Origin of the sequence: Pseudomonas reactans (assembly GCF_013387025.1) — a bacterium.
In the GTDB taxonomy this organism is placed as follows: domain Bacteria; phylum Pseudomonadota; class Gammaproteobacteria; order Pseudomonadales; family Pseudomonadaceae; genus Aquipseudomonas; species Aquipseudomonas reactans.
Genome location: NZ_JACAQP010000003.1, coordinates 77,822 through 97,467 on the forward strand (window position 1 = coordinate 77,822; position 19,646 = coordinate 97,467).

21 protein-coding genes are annotated in these 19,646 nt (G+C 61.2%); 14 read left to right on the forward strand and 7 right to left on the reverse strand.

Annotated features, from left to right (window positions below):
* Window positions 1-102 precede the first annotated feature (102 nt).
* The 5 genes from HX793_RS02370 to HX793_RS02390 all read right to left on the reverse strand — a co-directional run bounded on the left by HX793_RS02370 (window position 103) and on the right by HX793_RS02390 (window position 3,700).
* Window positions 103-294, reverse strand: a complete 192-nt coding sequence (locus HX793_RS02370) for a DUF1289 domain-containing protein (RefSeq protein WP_028617718.1) — start codon at window positions 292-294, stop codon at window positions 103-105.
* A gap of 129 nt (window positions 295-423) precedes the next feature.
* Window positions 424-1,362, reverse strand: a complete 939-nt coding sequence (scpB, locus tag HX793_RS02375; protein WP_177096735.1) for an SMC-Scp complex subunit ScpB — start codon at window positions 1,360-1,362, stop codon at window positions 424-426.
* A gap of 12 nt (window positions 1,363-1,374) precedes the next feature.
* Entirely contained in the window at window positions 1,375-2,193 is an 819-nt protein-coding gene (locus HX793_RS02380; protein ID WP_498054761.1) for a segregation and condensation protein A, read from the reverse strand.
* The gene (locus tag HX793_RS02385) at window positions 2,194-2,823 is read right to left on the reverse strand and encodes an L-threonylcarbamoyladenylate synthase (RefSeq protein ID WP_016975422.1); all 630 of its coding nucleotides are present in this window, start codon (window positions 2,821-2,823) and stop codon (window positions 2,194-2,196) included.
* A 13-nt stretch (window positions 2,824-2,836) separates the two neighbouring features.
* Window positions 2,837-3,700, reverse strand: coding sequence for a PHP domain-containing protein (locus tag HX793_RS02390; protein ID WP_177004784.1), 864 nt, complete (start codon window positions 3,698-3,700; stop codon window positions 2,837-2,839).
* Between the two features lie 87 nt (window positions 3,701-3,787).
* On the opposite strand from HX793_RS02390, the gene HX793_RS02395 reads away from it, so the two are divergent.
* From HX793_RS02395 to HX793_RS02425, 7 genes are all read left to right on the forward strand, one after another.
* Complete coding sequence (locus tag HX793_RS02395; RefSeq protein ID WP_016975424.1) at window positions 3,788-4,384, forward strand: septation protein A; 597 nt, start codon at window positions 3,788-3,790, stop codon at window positions 4,382-4,384.
* A gap of 1 nt (window position 4,385) precedes the next feature.
* The gene (locus HX793_RS02400) at window positions 4,386-4,685 is read left to right on the forward strand and encodes a YciI family protein (protein WP_016975425.1); all 300 of its coding nucleotides are present in this window, start codon (window positions 4,386-4,388) and stop codon (window positions 4,683-4,685) included.
* A 106-nt stretch (window positions 4,686-4,791) separates the two neighbouring features.
* The gene (locus tag HX793_RS02405) at window positions 4,792-5,199 is read left to right on the forward strand and encodes an SH3 domain-containing protein (RefSeq protein WP_016975426.1); all 408 of its coding nucleotides are present in this window, start codon (window positions 4,792-4,794) and stop codon (window positions 5,197-5,199) included.
* A 7-nt stretch (window positions 5,200-5,206) separates the two neighbouring features.
* The gene (locus tag HX793_RS02410) at window positions 5,207-5,884 is read left to right on the forward strand and encodes a response regulator transcription factor (RefSeq protein ID WP_003193803.1); all 678 of its coding nucleotides are present in this window, start codon (window positions 5,207-5,209) and stop codon (window positions 5,882-5,884) included.
* 145 nt (window positions 5,885-6,029) lie between these two features.
* Window positions 6,030-6,494: an LTXXQ domain-containing protein gene (locus HX793_RS02415; protein WP_016975427.1), complete on the forward strand. Its 465-nt coding sequence runs from the start codon at window positions 6,030-6,032 to the stop codon at window positions 6,492-6,494.
* Between the two features lie 68 nt (window positions 6,495-6,562).
* Complete coding sequence (locus tag HX793_RS02420) at window positions 6,563-7,906, forward strand: sensor histidine kinase (protein WP_016975428.1); 1,344 nt, start codon at window positions 6,563-6,565, stop codon at window positions 7,904-7,906.
* 40 nt (window positions 7,907-7,946) lie between these two features.
* Window positions 7,947-9,296: a CoA transferase gene (locus tag HX793_RS02425; protein ID WP_177059699.1), complete on the forward strand. Its 1,350-nt coding sequence runs from the start codon at window positions 7,947-7,949 to the stop codon at window positions 9,294-9,296.
* Window positions 9,297-9,410: 114 nt separating this feature from the next.
* Here HX793_RS02425 and HX793_RS02430 read toward each other — a convergent pair whose 3' ends face one another.
* Both HX793_RS02430 and arcD (HX793_RS02435) read right to left on the reverse strand, forming a co-directional pair.
* The gene (locus HX793_RS02430; RefSeq protein WP_177059697.1) at window positions 9,411-10,274 is read right to left on the reverse strand and encodes a DNA-3-methyladenine glycosylase family protein; all 864 of its coding nucleotides are present in this window, start codon (window positions 10,272-10,274) and stop codon (window positions 9,411-9,413) included.
* Window positions 10,271-11,698, reverse strand: a complete 1,428-nt coding sequence (arcD, locus tag HX793_RS02435) for an arginine-ornithine antiporter (protein WP_095017422.1) — start codon at window positions 11,696-11,698, stop codon at window positions 10,271-10,273. Before arcD (HX793_RS02435) ends, HX793_RS02430 begins: the two co-directional genes overlap by 4 nt.
* Before the next feature lie 447 nt (window positions 11,699-12,145).
* On the opposite strand from arcD (HX793_RS02435), the gene arcD (HX793_RS02440) reads away from it, so the two are divergent.
* The 7 genes from arcD (HX793_RS02440) to gcvH all read left to right on the forward strand — a co-directional run bounded on the left by arcD (HX793_RS02440) (window position 12,146) and on the right by gcvH (window position 19,636).
* Complete coding sequence (arcD, locus tag HX793_RS02440) at window positions 12,146-13,573, forward strand: arginine-ornithine antiporter (RefSeq protein WP_095017423.1); 1,428 nt, start codon at window positions 12,146-12,148, stop codon at window positions 13,571-13,573.
* Window positions 13,574-13,606: 33 nt separating this feature from the next.
* Entirely contained in the window at window positions 13,607-14,863 is a 1,257-nt protein-coding gene (gene arcA / locus HX793_RS02445) for an arginine deiminase (protein ID WP_177096732.1), read from the forward strand.
* Between the two features lie 69 nt (window positions 14,864-14,932).
* Complete coding sequence (locus HX793_RS02450; RefSeq protein ID WP_033896356.1) at window positions 14,933-15,943, forward strand: ornithine carbamoyltransferase; 1,011 nt, start codon at window positions 14,933-14,935, stop codon at window positions 15,941-15,943.
* Window positions 15,944-15,996: 53 nt separating this feature from the next.
* The gene (gene arcC, locus HX793_RS02455) at window positions 15,997-16,926 is read left to right on the forward strand and encodes a carbamate kinase (RefSeq protein WP_016975435.1); all 930 of its coding nucleotides are present in this window, start codon (window positions 15,997-15,999) and stop codon (window positions 16,924-16,926) included.
* A gap of 18 nt (window positions 16,927-16,944) precedes the next feature.
* Window positions 16,945-17,307 (forward strand): DUF5064 family protein, encoded by a 363-nt coding sequence (locus HX793_RS02460; protein ID WP_016975436.1) that lies wholly within the window; start codon window positions 16,945-16,947, stop codon window positions 17,305-17,307.
* A 165-nt stretch (window positions 17,308-17,472) separates the two neighbouring features.
* The gene (gcsR, locus tag HX793_RS02465; RefSeq protein WP_177053458.1) at window positions 17,473-18,981 is read left to right on the forward strand and encodes a transcriptional regulator GcsR; all 1,509 of its coding nucleotides are present in this window, start codon (window positions 17,473-17,475) and stop codon (window positions 18,979-18,981) included.
* Between the two features lie 271 nt (window positions 18,982-19,252).
* A complete protein-coding gene (gene gcvH, locus HX793_RS02470) occupies window positions 19,253-19,636 on the forward strand; it encodes a glycine cleavage system protein GcvH (RefSeq protein WP_010208126.1) in 384 nt (127 codons plus the stop codon).
* The last annotated feature ends 10 nt before the right edge of the window (window positions 19,637-19,646 follow it).

Sequence of the window (19,646 nt, forward strand, 5' to 3'; positions counted from 1 at the left end):
AGTGTTGAAAGCGGGGCTTTGGCCGAATACCTCGGCAAAGGGTCGCGAATCATACGCGCATGGTGCGCGTTGCGCATCAGAGACTAGTCGATAACACCCTAATCATTTGCTTTTCCGCCGACCGGTGGCACCCAGAGCCAACAATCGGAGTTCGGCTTCGGCCAGGACGCTGCGTTTATCGGCTTTGTCGAGTTTCTTCCAGGCGCGGATCTCACGCTTGCTGCGGCCACAACCGACGCAGATGTCATCGCTGAATTTGCAGATGCTGATGCAGGGGTCTTTGGTGGAACTCATGTTTTGTACCTGACACTGGAGATCTAAATGTGGGAGCGGGCTTGCTCGCGAATGCGGTGGCTCAGTCAATGCATCTGCAAGCTGATACACCGCATTCGCGAGCAAGCCCGCTCCCACAGGTGTATCGCGTCAGTCTTCGAACTGGCGACGCTCGGCTTCGATGGCTTCTGCCAGGGCGCGGGCTTCGTCTTCCTCGTCGCTCAGGGGCGGTTGTTCGAGAGCGGCGACGGCGGCGAGGAGCTTTGCACGGGCTTCAGCCACGCCAAGGATGTCTTCCTCTGGCTCCGGCTCCGGTTCTGCTTCGACTTCAGGCTCAACGTCCACGTTCGGTTGAGTTTCAGGTTCAGCGGCACCGTCACGCAGCAGGTCGTCAAAATCAGTCTTGATGCCCTGCTCCATGTCGTCCAATTCCAGCAACAACGTATGAAAACTGGTCTCGTCCTTCGGCTCTTCCGGCTCGGCGCTGGCGTCGGCCAACTCCTGCAGGCTGGCGGGGACCGGCGCGTCGTCGAAATCGAGCACCGGCTCGGCTTCCATCTCGCGCAGTTCCGCCAGAGGCGGCAAATCGTCGAGGTTTTTCAGGTTGAAATGGTCGAGAAACACCTTGGTGGTGGCGAACATCGCCGGTTTGCCAGGCACGTCGCGGTAGCCGACGATGCGGATCCACTCGCGTTCCAGCAAGGTCTTGACGATATGGCTGTTGACCGCCACGCCCCGCACATCTTCGATCTCGCCACGCGTAATCGGCTGGCGATAGGCGATCAGCGCCATGGTTTCCAGCATCGCCCGCGAATAACGTTGCGGACGCTCTTCCCACAAACGGCCGACCCACGGGGAAAACTTCTCACGGATCTGCAGGCGGTAACCCGACGCCACTTCGCGCAGTTCAAAGGCGCGGCCATCGCAGGACTTGCGCAGGATCTCCAGCGCCTTCTTGAACACCGGCGGCTCAGGGCGCTCGGCTTCTTCAACGAGTTCGAACAGGCGTTCCAGGGATTGCGGCTTACCTGAGGCCAGTAGGAAGGCTTCCAGCAACGGCGCCAGTTCGCGGGGTTCAGTCAGATTCATCGATTCAGCTCTTTATTCGGCTCGCGCCCGCACGTGGATAGCCGCAAAAGGCTCATTCTGGACCAGCTCGACCAAGGACTCCTTGACCAATTCGAGGATCGCCATAAAGGTCACCACTACGCCCAGGCGCCCTTCTTCTTTAGTAAACAGTTCGACAAAAGGCACAAAACCACCGCCCTTCAGGCGCTCCAGCACATCGCTCATGCGCTCGCGGGTCGACAGCGCTTCACGGCTGACCTGGTGGCTTTCAAACATATCGCCTCGGCGCAGCACCTCGGCCATGGACATCAGCAATTCTTCCAGGCTCACGTCGGGCAGCAGCTTGCGCGCGCGGGCTTCGGGGGCGTCGAGCTTGGGCACTACTACGTCGCGGCCCACGCGGCTCAAGCCGTCGATGCCTTCGGCGGCGGCCTTGAAGCGTTCGTACTCTTGCAGGCGGCGGATCAGTTCGGCGCGCGGGTCGTCTTCTTCGGCTTCCACCGTTTCCGAACGCGGCAGCAGCATGCGCGACTTGATCTCGGCGAGCATGGCAGCCATCACCAGGTACTCGGCGGCCAGCTCCAGGCGCACCGACTGCATCAGCTCGACATAGCCCATGTACTGACGGGTGATTTCCGCCACCGGGATGTCGAGGATGTTGATGTTCTGTTTACGAATCAGGTACAGCAGCAAGTCCAGCGGCCCCTCGAACGCTTCAAGGAAGACTTCCAGCGCGTCCGGCGGAATGTACAGATCCAGGGGCATTTCCATGACCGCCTGGCCATACACCATGGCAAACGGCAGTTCCTGCTGGGCGTCGGCCTGGGGATCAACGGTTTCCACGGCTGACATTCAGGCCTCGACCATGAACGGGGCCGGGTCGCCGCAACCCACGCGGATCACTTCGGGTTCGCCGTCGGCCAGGTTGATCACGGTGGAGGCTTTGTTGCCGCCGTAGCCGCCGTCGATGATCAGGTCGACATGCTTTTCCAGCAGGCGGCGCATTTCGTAAGGGTCGTACAACGGCTCATCTTCGCCCGGCATGATCAGCGACACGCTCATCAACGGCTCACCCAGCTCTTCGAGCAGCGCCAGGGCGATGGGATGTTCCGGTACCCGCAGGCCGATGGTGCGTTTCTTGGGGTGCAACAGCAGGCGCGGCACTTCGCGGGTGGCGTTGAGAATAAAGGTGTAGGGCCCCGGCGTGTGGGCCTTGAGCAGGCGGAAGGTGCCGGTATCGACCTTGGCAAACAGGCCGAGCTGGGACAGGTCGCTGCAGATCAGTGCAAAATTATGCTTGTCGTCCAACTGGCGCAGGCGTCTTACACGCTCCACCGCGCCCTTGTCGCCGATCTGGCAACCGATGGCGTAGGACGAATCAGTCGGGTAGATCACCACGCCGCCGGCGCGAATGATCTCGACGGCCTGTTTGATCAGGCGCGCCTGGGGGTTTTCCGGATGAATCTGGAAGAATTGACTCACGTGTTCTACCTGTTCAGACGGTGGCAGTAATGGGGTCATGCTTGAATCGCCCCGACAAGAGCGGCAGGTCTTCGGGTACCTGGCGATACTCGCCGATTTCGGACCACCCACCTGGGCCATGAAAATCACTGCCGGCGCTGACCAGCAGACCAAATTCGCGGGCAAGAATCGCCAGGCTGCCAACCTGTTCGGCGGGTTGATGCCCGTTGACCACTTCGATCGCGTGGCCGCCCGCTCCAATATAGTCGCTGATCAGCTTGCGGCGCTTGCTGCGGGTGAAATCGTAATGCCAGGGATGGGCCAGGCTCACCCAGGCGCCGGAGGCACGCAGGGTCCCGACCGTGTCTTCCAGGGTCGGCCAGTGTTGCTTCACATCCCCCAACTTGCCGGCCCCCAGCCATTTGCGGAAAGCTTCGGCGCGGTCTTTGACAAAACCTTCACGCACCATCCAGTCGGCAAAGTGCGGCCGGGCCGGTGCATTGCCGCTGTCGCCCAGTTCCTGCTGGATGGCGCGGGCGCCGTCGAGGGCGTTGGGCATGCCTTTAAGGCTGAGCTTGCGGCTTATTTCTTCGGACCGCAGCCAGCGGCCATCGTGCAAATCGGCAATGGCCTGCACCAGCGGCGGGGCTTGCTGATCAAAACCATAGCCGAGCACATGAATGGTGGCGCCGCCCCAGGTGCAGGACAATTCCACGCCGTTGACCAGCTGCATGCCCAATGAATGCGCGGTTTCGCGGGCTTCGTCGAGGCCTTCGAGGGTGTCGTGGTCGGTCAACGCCAGGACTCGCACGCCTTTTTCAAACGCACGCGCAACCAGTACCGCGGGCGCCAGGGCGCCGTCGGAGGCCGTGCTGTGGCAGTGCAAATCAACATTCACGGGGATGTGTAACCTCAAGTCAGCTGGCGCTTTCGCTACCAAGGATGTTTGTTATTATGCCGCCACATCCAGCTTCTGGCTCTTACTGTGAAACAATTCATCGACTTCATCCCGCTGTTGCTGTTTTTCATCGTTACCAAACTCGACCCCAGGGTCATCGATATCGCCGGTCACCCGGTGTCGTTCGGGGGCATCTACAGCGCCACCGCCGTCCTGATCATCAGCTCTATCGTCGTCTACGGCGCTATCTTCATCTCCCAGCGCAAGCTGGAAAAAAGCCAATGGCTCACCCTCATCGCCTGCCTGGTATTCGGCGGACTGACCCTGGCCTTCCACAGCGAAACCTTCCTCAAATGGAAAGCGCCGGTGGTGAACTGGCTGTTCGCGCTGGTGTTTACCGGCAGCCACTTCATCGGTGATCGCCTGCTGATCAAGCGAATCATGGGCCATGCGCTGACCCTGCCGGAGCCGGTGTGGACACGCTTGAACGTGGCCTGGATCGTGTTCTTCCTGTTCTGCGGCGCCGCCAACCTGTTCGTGGCCTTTACCTTCCAGGATTACTGGGTCGACTTCAAAGTGTTCGGCAGCCTGGCCATGACCGTGTTGTTCCTGGTAGGCCAGGGTATCTACCTGTCGCGCCACCTGCATGACGTTGCCCCTACCACGCCTAAAACCGAGGACTGACATGCTCTACGCCATCATTGCCACCGACGTGGCCAACTCGCTGGAAAAGCGCCTGAGCGTACGCCCGGCGCATCTGGAACGTCTGAACGTATTGCAAGCCGAAGGCCGCCTCGTGCTGGCAGGCCCGCACCCGGCTGTCGACAGCAATGACCCGGGCGCGGCGGGTTTCACCGGCAGCCTGGTGGTTGCCGAGTTCGCCTCCCTGGCCGATGCCCAGGCCTGGGCCAAGGCTGATCCTTATGTGGCAGCCGGCGTTTACGCTGACGTCATGATCAAGCCGTTCAAGCAAGTCCTGCCTTGACTCAGGTCGCGCCGAACCATTTCAGTTCGGCGCGCTCCTAATTGCTCATTATTCTCGGTAACCTGCCGACAACGTTCTGAATATTCGTGTGGAATCAGGAGTTCCGATGCGCTTACGTCAGTTGTGTCTGTTGGCAGTGGTAATGATCGGGGCTTCGGCCCACGCTGAAGAAACCTCGAACACCGGCAGTTCCACGCCCCTGTCCTTGAGTGCCGGCGCCCAGATCACCGAGTTGCAGCAACGTTTGAAAGAAAGCGAACGCCAGCGTGAAGAACTGAGCAAGCAACTGCAAAGCGCAGAGGCTACCCGCGAAAGCGCCCAATTGAGTCGCCTTCGCCAAGAGAACCAACGCCTGGCCCAGCAACTCAAAGATACACAGGGCGGCGCCTTGACCCGCTGGCTGACCGAGCAACAACAGTGGTTCGTCACCGGTGGGGCCGTCGCACTGATCGCCCTGCTGTGCGGGATCTTCGCCAGCGGGGGGCACCGTCGCCGTCGACAATGGCTAAATTGAGTGAGTCATGAGCGAGCTGTTACTGATAGATGATGACCAGGAGCTCTGTGAGCTGCTGACCAGTTGGTTGAGCCAGGAAGGCTTTCAGGTGCGTGCCTGCCATGACGGCTTGAGTGCGCGCAAAGCCTTGGCCGACAGCGCCCCGGCTGCGGTGGTGCTCGACGTGATGCTGCCCGACGGCAGTGGCCTTGAGTTGCTCAAGCAATTGCGCAACGACCACCCGGAGCTGCCGGTGCTGATGCTCTCGGCCCGTGGCGAACCGCTGGACCGCATCCTCGGCCTGGAACTGGGCGCCGACGATTACCTGGCCAAGCCCTGCGACCCACGCGAGCTGACCGCCCGCCTGCGCGCCGTATTGCGCCGCAGCCATCCGGCCGCCGTGTCGACCCAGCTGGAATTGGGCGACCTGTGCTTCAGCCCGGTGCGCGGTGTGGTCAGCATCGACGAACAGGAGTTCGCCCTCACCGTTTCCGAAAGCCGCCTGCTGGAAGCCTTGCTACGTCAGCCTGGCGAACCGCTGGACAAACAGGAACTGGCGCAGATCGCCCTGGGCCGAAAGCTGACCCTTTACGATCGCAGCCTGGACATGCACGTCAGCAACCTGCGCAAAAAGATCGGCCCACACCCGGATGGCCGGCCACGGATCGTGGCGTTGCGTAGCCGGGGCTACTATTACAGCCTTTGAAATCGGGAGCCCTGGGCTCCTGGTTTTGTCAGCCCTCACTCAAATCGTCTTTACCCAAGCTTTACCCACACCTGACCGCCGCTGACCTTGATCTCCGTAATCTACTCACATCCGGACTCACCGGAATAGAGACAGGAGAATCACCATGCGCAAGACCCTTATCGCTTTGATGTTCGCCGCTGCCCTGCCCACCGTTGCCATGGCGGCAATGCCTGAAGGTCCAGGCCCGATGGGCGGCCCGGAAGGCCACATGATGGGTGGCCCGGGCCACGGCGGTGAACACGGTCCGCGTGGCAAAGGCGGCCCTTTCAGCCAACTGGACCTGAGCAAGGAACAGCGCCAGCAGATCGGCAAGTTGATGGGCGACCAATGGCACGCTCGCAAAGACCTGACCAAGAAGTACTTGGACAAATTGCCAGCCGCTGACCAGAAAGCCATGCAGGATGAAATCGCCGCCGGCAAGCAGAAAACCCAAGCGGATATCCGTGCGGTACTCAAGCCTGACCAGCAGAAGAAGTTCGACGAGATCGTCAAGCAGCAAGAGCAGCGCCGCGCCGAATGGAAGGAATTCCAGGCCTGGAAAGCGCAACAGCCGCAAAAAGCGCAATAATGCACCAGCGTTAACGCTCCCAGCCCAGTGGCCACCGCCACTGGGCTTTTCCTGTTTGAGGGTTTCCTGTGCGTTCATTGTTCTGGCGCATCCTGGCCAGTTTCTGGCTGGCCATCGCCTTGGTTGCCGGGCTGTCGATCCTGCTTGGGCACATGCTCAATCAAGATGCGTGGATTCTCAGCCGTCACCCCGGCCTCAATAACCTGGCCGAAGAGTGGACCCAACTCTACGAAACCCAGGGTGAGGACGCGGCCCAGGATCTGCTGCAACAACGCAAACGCCAGTACCACATCGACGTGCAGGTGCTGAATGAAAGCGGCGAGCCGGTGGTGCGCGGCACCTTTCCACGCCGCGCCGCCGCTTTCGAAGCGCGCCAGAATGACAGCCAGGACGGTCACCTGCCCTGGCGCCGCCTGACCGCCGAGTACACCAGCGAAAAGACCGGCGACACCTACCTGCTGATCTACCGCATCCCCCACCCGGAACTCGACGCCTGGCACCGCAGCAGCCTTTTGTGGCCGTTGAGCGCGCTGGCGATTGCGCTGGTGGTGCTGACCCTGTTCAGCCTGTTGGTGACGCTGTCCATCACCCGGCCCCTCAGCCGGTTGCGCGGCGCGGTACACGACCTTGGCCAAGCTACCTATCAGCAAAACAGCCTGGCGCGCCTGGCCAACCGTCGCGACGAATTCGGCGTGCTGGCCACCGATTTCAACCGCATGGGCGCCCGCCTGCAAAGCCTGATCGGCAGCCAGCGCCAGTTGCTGCGCGACGTGTCCCACGAGTTGCGCTCACCCTTGGCGCGCTTGCGTATCGCCCTGGCCCTGGCCGAACGCGCCAGCCCCGAAGAGCGGGAAAAACTCTGGCCGCGCCTGACCCGCGAGTGCGACCGACTGGAAGCCTTGATCAGCGAAATTTTGGTACTGGCCCGTGTCGATGCCGATAACGCCAGCGCCGAAGAGGTCGACCTCACTTCCCTGCTCAAGACCCTGCAAAAGGACGCCCAACTCGGCGCACCGGACCAGGTGGTGCAACTGAACGCCGAAACCGACCTGCACCTGAAGGGCTGGCCGACCATGATCGAACGCGCGGTGGATAACCTGCTGCGCAATGCCCAACGCTTCAATCCGCAGGGCCAGCCGATTGAACTGCACGCCCAGCGCCAGGGTGATCGGATCCTGATCAGCGTGCGCGACCACGGCCCCGGCGTTGAGGCCGAACACTTGAGCCAGCTGGGCGAACCCTTCTACCGCGCCCCCGGCCAGACCGCACAAGGCCATGGCCTGGGCCTGGCGATAGCGCGTCGCGCCGCCGAACGCCATGGTGGCAGCCTGATCTTGGCCAATCATCCTGACGGCGGTTTTGTTGCCAGCATCGACCTGCCATTGGAACCTGGGGTTGTCACACCGGCCTGATGATCTTCTATAGTGGCCCTTCTCTTACGGAGGGCCTTTGATGACTGACCTGCTGACTCCCATCCAAGCCGCACTCGCTCTACCACAAACGCCACTGACCTTTACCGAAGCCGGCGCCCTGCCCTCGACCTTCGCCGTGACTGAGCTGGCCAGCGCCAGCATTGGCGCTGCCGGCCAGGCGGTGGCGCAGTTGATCGAGCAACAGACCGGGCGCCTGCCCAGCGTCAGCGTGGACCGGCGCCTCGCGTCCTTTTGGTTTTCTTCTTCGATCCGCCCGGTAGGCTGGGAAACACCCCCGCTGTGGGACCCGGTGGCTGGCGACTACGCCAGCGCCGATGGATGGATTCGCCTGCACACCAACGCGCCTCATCACCGCGCAGCGGCCGAGCGTGTACTCGGCGAAGTGACCGACCGAGCTGAAATGGCCACCAAGGTTGCCAAATGGAACGCCGCCGAACTGGAGCAAGCGATTGTGGATGAGGGCGGTTGCGCCGCGCAGATGCGTGACTGGCAAGCCTGGCAGGCACATCCCCAAGGACTGGCGGTGAATGCCGAAGAACTGGTGCAGCGCCAGACCTTTGCAACCACCACCGACAAGCCCTGGCTCGGCTCGGTTGCGCGGCCACTGGCGGGCCTCAAGGTATTGGACCTGACTCGCGTGTTGGCCGGCCCCGTCGCCAGTCGCTTTCTCGCAGGCCTGGGTGCTGACGTGCTGCGCATCGATTCGCCCACCTGGAATGAGCCCGGCGTAGTACCGGAAATGACCCTGGGCAAACGCTGCGCCCGCCTGGATTTGAAAAGCCCGGAAGGCCGACAGGTTTTCGAAGGCCTGCTCAAGGAAGCTGACATCCTGTTCCATGGTTACCGCGCCGATGCCCTGGAACAGTTGGGTTACGCGGCCGATGGACTGCAAACCCTCGCCCCCGGCCTGATCGACGTGAGCCTTAACGCCTACGGCTGGAGCGGCCCGTGGCGCAACCGCCGGGGTTTCGACAGCCTGGTGCAGATGAGCAGCGGAATTTCCGCCGCGGGCATGGCCTGGAGACAGTCGGACAAACCGGTGCCCCTGCCGTTGCAGGCGTTGGATCACGCTACCGGGTATTTGATGGCGGCCAGTGCGATTCAGGCATTGAGCGAGCGGTTGAAAACCGGGCGTGGAGGTTCGGCGCGGTTGTCATTGGCGCGGACGGCGAAGGTGCTGGTAGAGACGGGACAGGTGCCGGAGCAGCCAGCGTTGCGCGCCGAAGAGCCAACAGATCACGGCCTGTTGGCGGAACAGACAGCCTGGGGCCAGGCACATCGATTATTGCCACCGGTGACCATCAGCGGCACACCGTTGCAGTGGGATTTGCCGGCTGGGGAATTGGGATCACATCGGCCTCAGTGGTGACCTCGAATCCGCATTCGCGAGCAAGCCCGCTCCCACATTTTGACCGAGTACCTCTATGGAATGCGGTCGAATGTGGGAGCGGGCTTGCTCGCGAAGAGGCCAGTACAGGCACTATCAATCTGCCCGCTGCAACGACGTCCACAAATGCTGCGCCGCATACGCCCTGAGCGGTCGCCAAGCCTCAGCCCGCGCCAGCAACTGGCGCGGGCTCACCGGCCCACCTTCCAACGCCGCCAGCGCATTGATCAACCCGATATCCCCCGACGCAAACGCATCCACCTCGCGCATCTGCCGCATGGCGATGTACTGCGCGGTCCAGTCGCCAATGCCCGGCAACGCCACCAACCGCGCCACACCGGCCTTGAGGCTGGCCTGGGGTTCGAACAATCGAGGATCATCCAGCAACGCCTGGGCCACACCCGACAAGGTCCGCCCACGCGCCTTGGGCATGCCCAGCGTCGCCAGGTCCGCCGCTGCCAACACCTCAGCGGAGGGGAACACATGGGTGATACCGGCATGCGGCGTTGCCAATGGCTGGCCGTACTGCACCACCAACTTGCCCGCCAGACGAATCGCGGCCACCACGGTGATTTGCTGGCCCAGCACCGCGCGAATCGCCAACTCCAGACCATCCCAGGTGCCCGGCACACGCAAGCCCGGACGCGCTGCGACCAGTTGCGCCATCAATGGGTCCGTCGCCAGTTGCGGGTTGATCAACCGGGGTTGGGCATCCAGATCGAACATCGTGCGCAGGCGCCGTTCGATCTCAGGCAAAGCCGCCGGGTCTGGAAAAACCACCTCCACGTCGAGCCAATCGCCATCCCCCATTGCCACACTGATCCAGCCCTGCTGACCATCGAGGCTGATACTGCGCCGGTACACGCTCGCTTCGACCGTCTCCATGCCGCCGATCGCCCGCGCCGACAGAAAACCCACCATTGCCGCCCAGTCGTAGGGCGGCTGATACGCCAGTCTCACAACGACAACACCCCGCTGTACAACCCATACGCCGCCAGCCCTGCGCCGGCGATCACGCAGCTGAAAATGCCTTTTTCCATGTGGGTAAACAAGGGCTGGCCCTGCTCACGCTTGGCGAGGGCAAACAGGATCACGCCCGGCGCATACAACAACGCCGACAGCAGCAAGTACTTCAAGCCCCCGGCGTAGAGCAGCCACACGGCGTAGCCGAGGGCAATCAGGCCCACCAGCAGGTCCTTCATGCGCTGGCCGTGGGCGCCTTCATAGGTTTCGCCGCGCCCGCTCAACAGCACCGCATAAGCGGCCGACCACAGGTAGGGCACCAGGATCATCGAGGAAGCCAGGTAGATCAGGGTGGTGTAGGTGCTGTGGGAAAACAGTGTGATCACCAGGAACAGCTGGATCATCACATTGGTCAGCCACAGCGCATTGACCGGCACCTGATTGACGTTTTCCTTTTTCAGGAAGGCCGGCATGGTCTTGTCATGGGCGGTGGCGTAGAGGATTTCCGCGCAGAGCAGCGCCCACGACAATAAGGCGCCGAGCAGAGACACTGCCAAACCGATGCTGATCGCCATCGCGCCCCACGGGCCGACGATATGTTCCAGCACACCCGCCAGGGACGGGTTTTGCAATTGCGCCAGTTCCGGCTGGCTCATGATCCCCAACGACAGCACGTTCACCAGCACCAGCAACGCAAGCACGCCCAGGAAGCCGATCACCGTGGCGCGGCCCACATCCGAGCGTTTCTCAGCCCGCGCCGAGTAGACACTGGCGCCTTCGATGCCAATGAACACAAACACGGTGACCAGCATCATGTTGCGCACCTGGTCCACCACGCTGCCGATCTTCGGGTTGCCCAGGCCCCAGATATCGCGGGTGAAGATATCCGCCTTGAACGCCACGGCGGCGATCACGATGAACATCAGCAACGGCACGATCTTGGCCACGGTGGTGATCTGGTTGATGAACGCCGCCTCCTTGATTCCGCGCATCACCAGGAAATGCACGGCCCACAGCAGCAGCGACGCACAGCCGATGGCCACCGGTGTGTTGCCCTGGCCGAACACCGGAAAAAAGTAGCCGAGGGTACTAAATAGCAACACGAAATAACCCACGTTGCCCATCCAGGCGCTGATCCAGTAGCCCCAAGCCGATGAAAAACCCATGTAGTCGCCGAAACCCGCCTTGGCGTAGGCGTACACCCCCGAATCCAGCTCGGGCTTGCGGTTGGCCAAGGTCTGGAACACGAATGCCAGGGTCAACATGCCGACGGCGGTGATTGCCCAACCGATCAGCACGGCCCCCACCTCGGCGCGGGCAGCCATGTTCTGCGGCAAGGAAAAAATCCCACCGCCGATCATCGAGCCCACCACCAGGGCGATCAAGGCGCTGAGTCGAAGTTTCTGGGCCGGTTGGGACATACACACTCCTGGTCAATAACTGTTTGAGCCGACAACCGTGCACTCAACTAATTAACTCAGCGAGTGTAGCGTTTATTAGAGAAGGCGATAAACCTGACAGGTTCATAACGTAATGGCATGTCGGTTATACACAATTAGGCTTATTTAGAATTTAAATACTGCCCACGCATTACGCTTATAGCGCTTTGGTGAAACTTCGTTCAAAAAGTTTGCACATCTGGAAATACGGTCTAGCTTCAAACGTCCACGGACCTGACTAATAGATTAACCATAAAGCGAGAGAAGCGCTCTGCAAAGCACCTCTCCGAGGATTTATATCGCCCACGAGTTTCCAGCCTAAGTCATTAATTCACAATGGAATGTGCCAATGAAGTGATCTGAGTCAGCTGTTTGAATAGCGCACGGAATTATTCTGTGGTCTCTCTTCTCCTGCATTGGAGTTATGCAATGTCTGAATCTCCCGGAAAACTTCGACTCGGCGCACTGGTTGCACTTGTCGTGGGCTCGATGATTGGCGGCGGGATCTTCTCACTGCCGCAGAACATGGCCGCCAGCGCCGACGTCGGCGCGGTGTTGATTGGTTGGGTGATTACCGCCATCGGCATGTTGACCCTCGCGTTTGTGTTCCAGACCCTCGCCAACCGCAAGCCTGACCTCGACGGCGGGGTCTACGCCTACGCCAAGGCCGGTTTCGGCGACTACATGGGTTTCTCGTCCGCCTGGGGCTACTGGATCAGTGCCTGGCTGGGCAACGTCGGTTACTTCGTGTTGCTGTTCAGCACCCTCGGTTACTTCTTCCCGCTATTTGGAGAGGGAAATACGCCGGCTGCGGTGATCGGTGCCTCGGTGCTGTTGTGGGCCGTGCATTTCCTGGTATTGCGCGGCATCAAGGAAGCGGCGTTCATCAACCTGGTGACCACCGTCGCCAAGGTCGTGCCGCTGGTGCTGTTCGTGTTGATCGCGCTGTTTGCGTTCAAGCTGGAGATCTTCACCGCTGACATCTGGGGTGTGAAAAACCCCGATCTGGGCAGTGTGATGAACCAAGTGCGCAACATGATGCTGGTCACCGTCTGGGTGTTCATCGGCATCGAAGGCGCGAGCATCTTCTCGTCCCGTGCGGAAAAACGCTCCGACGTGGGCAAGGCCACCGTGATCGGTTTTATCACCGTGCTGCTGTTCCTGATGCTGGTGAACGTGCTGTCCCTGGGCATCATGACCCAACCGGAACTGGCCAAGCTGCAAAACCCGTCGATGGCCGCCGTGCTGGAGCATGTGGTAGGCCACTGGGGCGCGGTGCTGATCAGCGTCGGCCTGATCATCTCGCTGCTGGGGGCGCTGCTGTCGTGGGTGCTGCTGTGTGCGGAGATCATGTTCGCCGCCGCCAAGGACCACACCATGCCGGAGTTCCTGCGCAAGGAGAACGCTAACCATGTGCCGGTCAACGCCCTGTGGCTGACCAACGCCATGGTGCAGCTGTTCCTGGTGATCACGCTGTTTTCCGCCAGCACTTACCTGTCGCTGATCTACCTCGCCACCTCGATGATCCTGGTGCCTTACCTGTGGTCGGCAGCCTACGCCCTGCTGCTGGCGGTGCGCGGCGAGACCTACGAAAACGCGCTGAAAGAGCGCAAGAAAGACCTGTTCATCGGCGCCATCGCCCTGATCTACGCGATCTGGCTGCTCTACGCCGGCGGCACCAAATACCTGCTGCTCTCCGCCCTGCTCTACGCGCCCGGCGCGATCCTGTTCGCCAAGGCCAAGCGTGAACTGGGCAAACCGATTTTCACCAACGTCGAGAAGCTGATTTTCGCCGCAGTGGTCATTGGCGCCCTGGTGGCGGCCTATGGGCTCTACGACGGCTTCCTGACCCTGTAACACCTGAATCTTTTGTTCACTGGAGGATCTGAAATGACCACGGAAAAAGTGAAGTACGGCGTACATTCCGAAGCCGGCAAACTGCGCAAAGTCATGGTGTGCTCCCCAGGCTTGGCCCACCAGCGGCTGACCCCCAACAACTGCGATGAACTGCTGTTCGATGATGTGCTGTGGGTGGCCCAGGCCAAGCGCGACCATTTCGACTTTGTGACCAAGATGCGCGAGCGGGATATTGATGTGCTGGAAATGCACAACCTGCTCACCGACATCGTCGCCATCCCTGAAGCGCTGGACTGGATCCTGGAGCGCAAGATCACCGCCAACACCGTTGGCCTGGGCCTGGTCAATGAAGTCGGCTCGTGGCTGCGCAGCCTGGAACCGCGCAAGACCGCCGAGTTCTTGATCGGCGGCGTATCGGCCGACGACCTGCCGAGCCAATTCGGTGGCAAGACCATCGAGATGTTCCGCGACTTCCTCGGGCATTCCAGCTTCATCCTGCCGCCCCTGCCCAACACCCAGTTCACCCGTGACACCACGTGCTGGATCTACGGCGGCGTGACGCTGAACCCGATGTACTGGCCGGCGCGACGCCAAGAAACCCTGCTGACCACCGCCATCTACAAATTCCACCCCGAGTTCACCAACGCCGACTTCCAGATCTGGTACGGCGACCCGGACCAGGAGCACGGTGCTTCCACGCTGGAAGGCGGCGACGTGATGCCCATCGGCAACGGCGTAGTCCTGATCGGCATGGGCGAGCGTTCGTCCCACCAGGCGATCGGCCAACTGGCGCTCAACCTGTTCAAGAACAAGGCAGTGGAAAAAGTCATCGTGGCCGGCCTGCCGAAATCCCGCGCCGCGATGCACCTGGACACCGTGTTCAGCTTCTGCGACCGCGACCTGGTCACCATCTTCCCGGAAGTGGTCAACCAGATCGTCGCCTTCACCTTGCGCCCAGACGAGAGCAAGCCCCACGGCATCGATATCCAACGCGAGAAAACCAACTTCCTCGACACCGTCGCCGCCGCCCTCGGCCTCAAGGCCCTGCGCGTCGTCGAAACCGGCGGCAACAGCTTCGCCGCTGAACGCGAGCAGTGGGACGACGGCAACAACGTGGTGGCCGTGGAGCCAGGCGTGGTGATCGGTTACGACCGCAACACCTACACCAACACCCTGCTGCGCAAGGCCGGTGTGGAAGTGATCACTATCAGCGCCGGTGAACTCGGCCGTGGCCGTGGCGGTGGCCACTGCATGACCTGCCCGATCATCCGCGACCCTATCGACTACTAAGCGACCATCCCCTGGCCGGCTTCCATCAGACGCTGGCCAGGCAGATCACCGAATCCAAGGAGAATCATCATGGCGTTCAACATTCACAACCGCAGCCTGCTCAGCCTGGAACACCACACCCCGCGCGAGCTGCGCTACCTGCTGGACCTGTCCCGCGACCTCAAGCGCGCCAAGTACACCGGCACCGAACAGCAACACCTCAAAGGCAACAACATCGCGCTGATCTTCGAAAAAACCTCCACCCGCACCCGCTGCGCCTTCGAAGTGGCCGCCTATGACCAAGGCGCCAACGTCACCTACATCGACCCGGGCTCCTCGCAGATCGGCCACAAGGAAAGCATGAAGGACACCGCCCGCGTACTCGGGCGCATGTATGACGCCATCGAATACCGTGGCTTCAAGCAGGAGATCGTCGAAGAGCTGGCCAAGTTCGCCGGCGTGCCGGTGTTCAACGGCCTGACCGATGAATATCACCCGACCCAGATGATCGCCGACGTGCTGACCATGCGCGAACACGCCGACAAGCCGATCCACGAGATCAGCTACGCCTACCTGGGCGATGCCCGCAACAACATGGGCAACTCGCTGCTGCTGGTGGGCGCCAAGCTCGGCATGGACGTGCGCATCTGCGCGCCGAAAGCCCTGTGGCCTCACGATGACCTGGTCGGCCGCTGCAAGAAATACGCGGAAGAAAGCGGCGCGCGCATCACCCTCACCGAAGACCCGAAAGCCGCGGTCAAAGGCGTGGACTTCATCCACACCGACGTGTGGGTATCCATGGGCGAACCGGTGGAAGCCTGGGCCGAGCGTATCGAACAACTGCTGCCATACCAAGTGAACGCCGAGCTGATGAAAGCCACCGGCAACCCACGCACCAAGTTCATGCACTGCCTGCCGGCGTTCCACAACAGCGATACCAAGGTCGGCAAGCAGATTGCCGAGCAGTATCCGCACCTGGCCAATGGCATTGAAGTGACAGACGACGTGTTCGAGTCGCCGGCCTGCATCGCCTTCGAGCAAGCGGAAAACCGCATGCACACCATCAAGGCGATTTTGGTGTCGACCCTGGCCGATTTGTAACCCTTTCTTCGGGGGAGCCCGCTCCCCCGCTGCTTTGAAAAAGGACAGACTCTATGCGTATCGTCGTTGCACTGGGCGGTAACGCCCTGCTCCGCCGTGGTGAACCCATGACGGCGGACAACCAACGCGCCAATATCCGGATCGCCACTGAACAGATCGCCAAGATCCACCCCGGCAACGAACTGGTGATCGCTCACGGTAACGGTCCGCAAGTCGGCCTGCTGTCGTTGCAGGCGGCGGCCTACACCCAGGTCTCGCCGTACCCGCTGGACGTACTCGGCGCCGAGACCGAAGGCATGATCGGCTACATCATCGAACAGGAACTGGGCAACCTGCTGGACTTTGAAGTGCCCTTCGCCACCCTGCTCACCCAGGTCGAAGTGGACGCCAAGGACCCGGCTTTCAAGAACCCGACCAAGCCTATCGGCCCGGTGTATTCCAAGGCCGAAGCGGAGAAACTCGCCGCCGAAAAAGGCTGGGCCATTGCACCGGACGGCGACAAGTACCGTCGCGTGGTCGCCAGCCCGCGTCCGAAACGCATCTTTGAAATCCGCCCGATCAAGTGGCTGCTGGAAAAAAGCAGCATCGTGATCTGCGCGGGTGGTGGCGGCATTCCTACCATGTACGGTGAGGACGGCAAGCTCAAGGGCATCGAAGCGGTGATCGACAAGGACCTGTGTTCGTCGCTGCTGGCCAGCCAACTGGAAGCCGATTTGCTGGTGATCGCCACCGACGTCAACGCGGCTTTTATCGACTTCGGCAAACCGACCCAGAAGGCCATCGGCCAGGCCCACCCCGACGAAATGGAAAAACTCGGCTTCGCCGCCGGTTCCATGGGCCCCAAGGTACAAGCCGCCTGCGAGTTCGCCCGCCAGACTGGCAAAACCGCCGTCATCGGTTCACTCTCGGACATCGAAGCCATCGTCCAGGGCAGCGCCGGTACGCGCATCAGCACGGCAAAACCTGGCATCACCTATCTGTGAAGTAGAGGAGAGACGCCTATGGCCACCTTTGAACCGGGTCACTTGCACGTTGAACGCCACGCGCTGAATGCGCAGGACTACAGCTACAACCTGTGCATCGACTACGAAGTCAGCCAGGATCCCAAGGAAGGCAAGGGGATGCTGTTCAAGCTGCATGGCTCGGTGCAGGGCAAGGACCTCAAGGAAGAGTTCTTCCTGCCCAAGGACCAGGCGTTCGACTTTGCCCGGCATGCGATGAACATTGCGCAGAAGTACGGCATGCCGAAGATTGCCGTGTTGAACGGCGCGATGCACAAGCAGTACGACCTGATGTTCGAGGATGTGCGGCATCAACTGGATGTGAAACCTGGGGACCCGGTAAAACCCGAGCACCTGGAATAACCGCCCCCCTGTAGGAGCGAGCTTGCTCGCGAAGAACGCAAGATCAACGCGTGCATTCAAGCAACCCGCGTTATCGTTGACGTTTTTCGCGAGCAAGCTCGCTCCTACAGTTTTCACCTCTGGCATACTTGCCGCCTCTCGCAGCCCAGAATTGTCATTCGCCCCATGCGTATCCACGTCAGCTTCATCGACCGCGTCGGCATCACCCAGGAAGTCCTGGCCCTGCTCGGTGGGCGCAATCTCAACCTGGATGCGGTGGAGATGGTGCCGCCCAACGTCTACATCGACGCGCCGACCCTGAGCGCCGAGGTGCTCGAAGAACTGCGCGATGCACTCTTCAGCGTGCAGGGCGTGCAAGCGGTGACCGTGGTGGATATCCTCCCCGGCCAACGCCGCCACCTGCAACTCGACGCCCTGCTGGCCGCCATGACCGACCCGGTGCTGGCGCTGGACAGCGCGGGCAAGATCCTGCTGGCCAACCCGGCGCTCATCGCCCTGTATGGGCGTGAACCAGCCGGCGAAAGCATCAGCGAGCTGTTCAATGACCCGGCGCTGCTCGACACCCTGCTGGAACATGGCTTTCGCCTGCCTCTGCGCGAGATCAGCGTCAACGGCCAGACCCTGCTGCTGGACGCCACGCCGATCACTGACGCCGGAGCCCTGCTCACCCTCTACCAACCCAATCGCATCGGCGAGCAACTGTCGGCGCTGCACCATGACCACGCCGAAGGCTTTGATGCACTGCTCGGTGAATCCCCGGTCATCCGCACGCTCAAGGCCCGCGCCCAGCGGGTAGCGGCGTTGGATGCCCCGTTGTTGATCCAGGGCGAAACCGGCACCGGCAAAGAGCTGGTGGCGCGGGCCTGCCATGCGATCAGCGCGCGCCACAGTGCGCCCTTTCTGGCGTTGAACTGCGCGGCACTGCCGGAAAACCTCGCGGAAAGCGAGTTGTTCGGTTATGCACCGGGCGCCTTTACCGGCGCACAACGCGGTGGCAAGCCGGGGCTGATGGAGTTGGCCAACCAGGGCACGGTGTTTCTGGATGAGATCGGTGAGATGTCGCCGTACTTGCAGGCCAAGCTGCTGCGGTTTCTCAACGACGGCAGCTTCCGGCGCGTCGGCGGCGACCGCGAAGTGAAGGTCAATGTGCGCATCCTCAGCGCCACCCACCGCGACCTGGAAAAAATGGTCAGCGAAGGCACCTTTCGCGAAGACTTGTTCTATCGCCTCAACGTGCTCAACGTCGAAGTACCGCCGTTGCGCGCACGCGGCCAGGACATCCTGTTGCTGGCCCGTTATTTCATGCAGCAGGCCTGTGCGCAGATCCAACGACCCGTCTGCCGCCTGGCGCCCGGTACTTACCCGGCACTGCTGGGCAACCGCTGGCCGGGTAACGTGCGCCAATTGCAGAACGTGATCTTCCGCGCCGCCGCCATCTGCGAAAGCAGCCTGGTGGACATTGGCGACCTGGACATCGCCGGCACGTCGGTGGCGCGCCAGAGCGACGGTGAAATCGACAGCCTGGAACAGGCGGTGGAAGACTTCGAGCGCAACCTGCTGGAAACGCTATACACCAGCTACCCTTCGACACGCCAACTGGCCAGCCGGTTGCAGACGTCCCATACGGCGATTGCCCATCGCCTGCGCAAGTACGGCATCCCGAATAAGGTCTGAGAACGACATCGGCTGTACTGAAAGCGCTACAGCGTAACGATATCGCTACAACCCTGTTTTTTGCGCGCCATGCAAGGCTTTGATCCGCATAGGCTTTTTTTCCTGCGCCCAGCTGTAGCGAAATCGCTACAGTCATAATGCATAACGCTATAACCAATTTTATTAACTCATTGATTTATAACGAATAAATAAGATTGGCCGCGATATTGCTAAGCAACTCCCCATTATTCCAATCCCGTCCACCAGACGAATCTGGCCCTGAGGAGTTTCCATGAGCGAGTTGCGTTTCACTGAAGATCACGAATGGCTGCGCGCCGAAGCCGACGGCAGCGTCACCGTGGGTATCACCGCTTTCGCGCAAAACGCGCTGGGTGATGTGGTTTTCGTGCAACTGCCGGAGTTGCAGGCCTATGACAAGGGCGCCGAGGCGTCCACCGTTGAGTCGGTCAAAGCGGCCAGCGGCGTGTACATGCCTTTGGACGGTGAAGTCCTTGAAGTGAACGACAAATTGGATGGCAGCCCGGAGCTGGTCAACGAAGACCCGATGGGCGAAGGTTGGTTCTTCCGCTTTAAACCGGCCGATGCCGGTGCGGTCGCTAAACTGTTGGATCAGGACGCGTACGACCGCCTGATCAAAGCCAACGCTGAAGCTTGAGGAGCGCGCA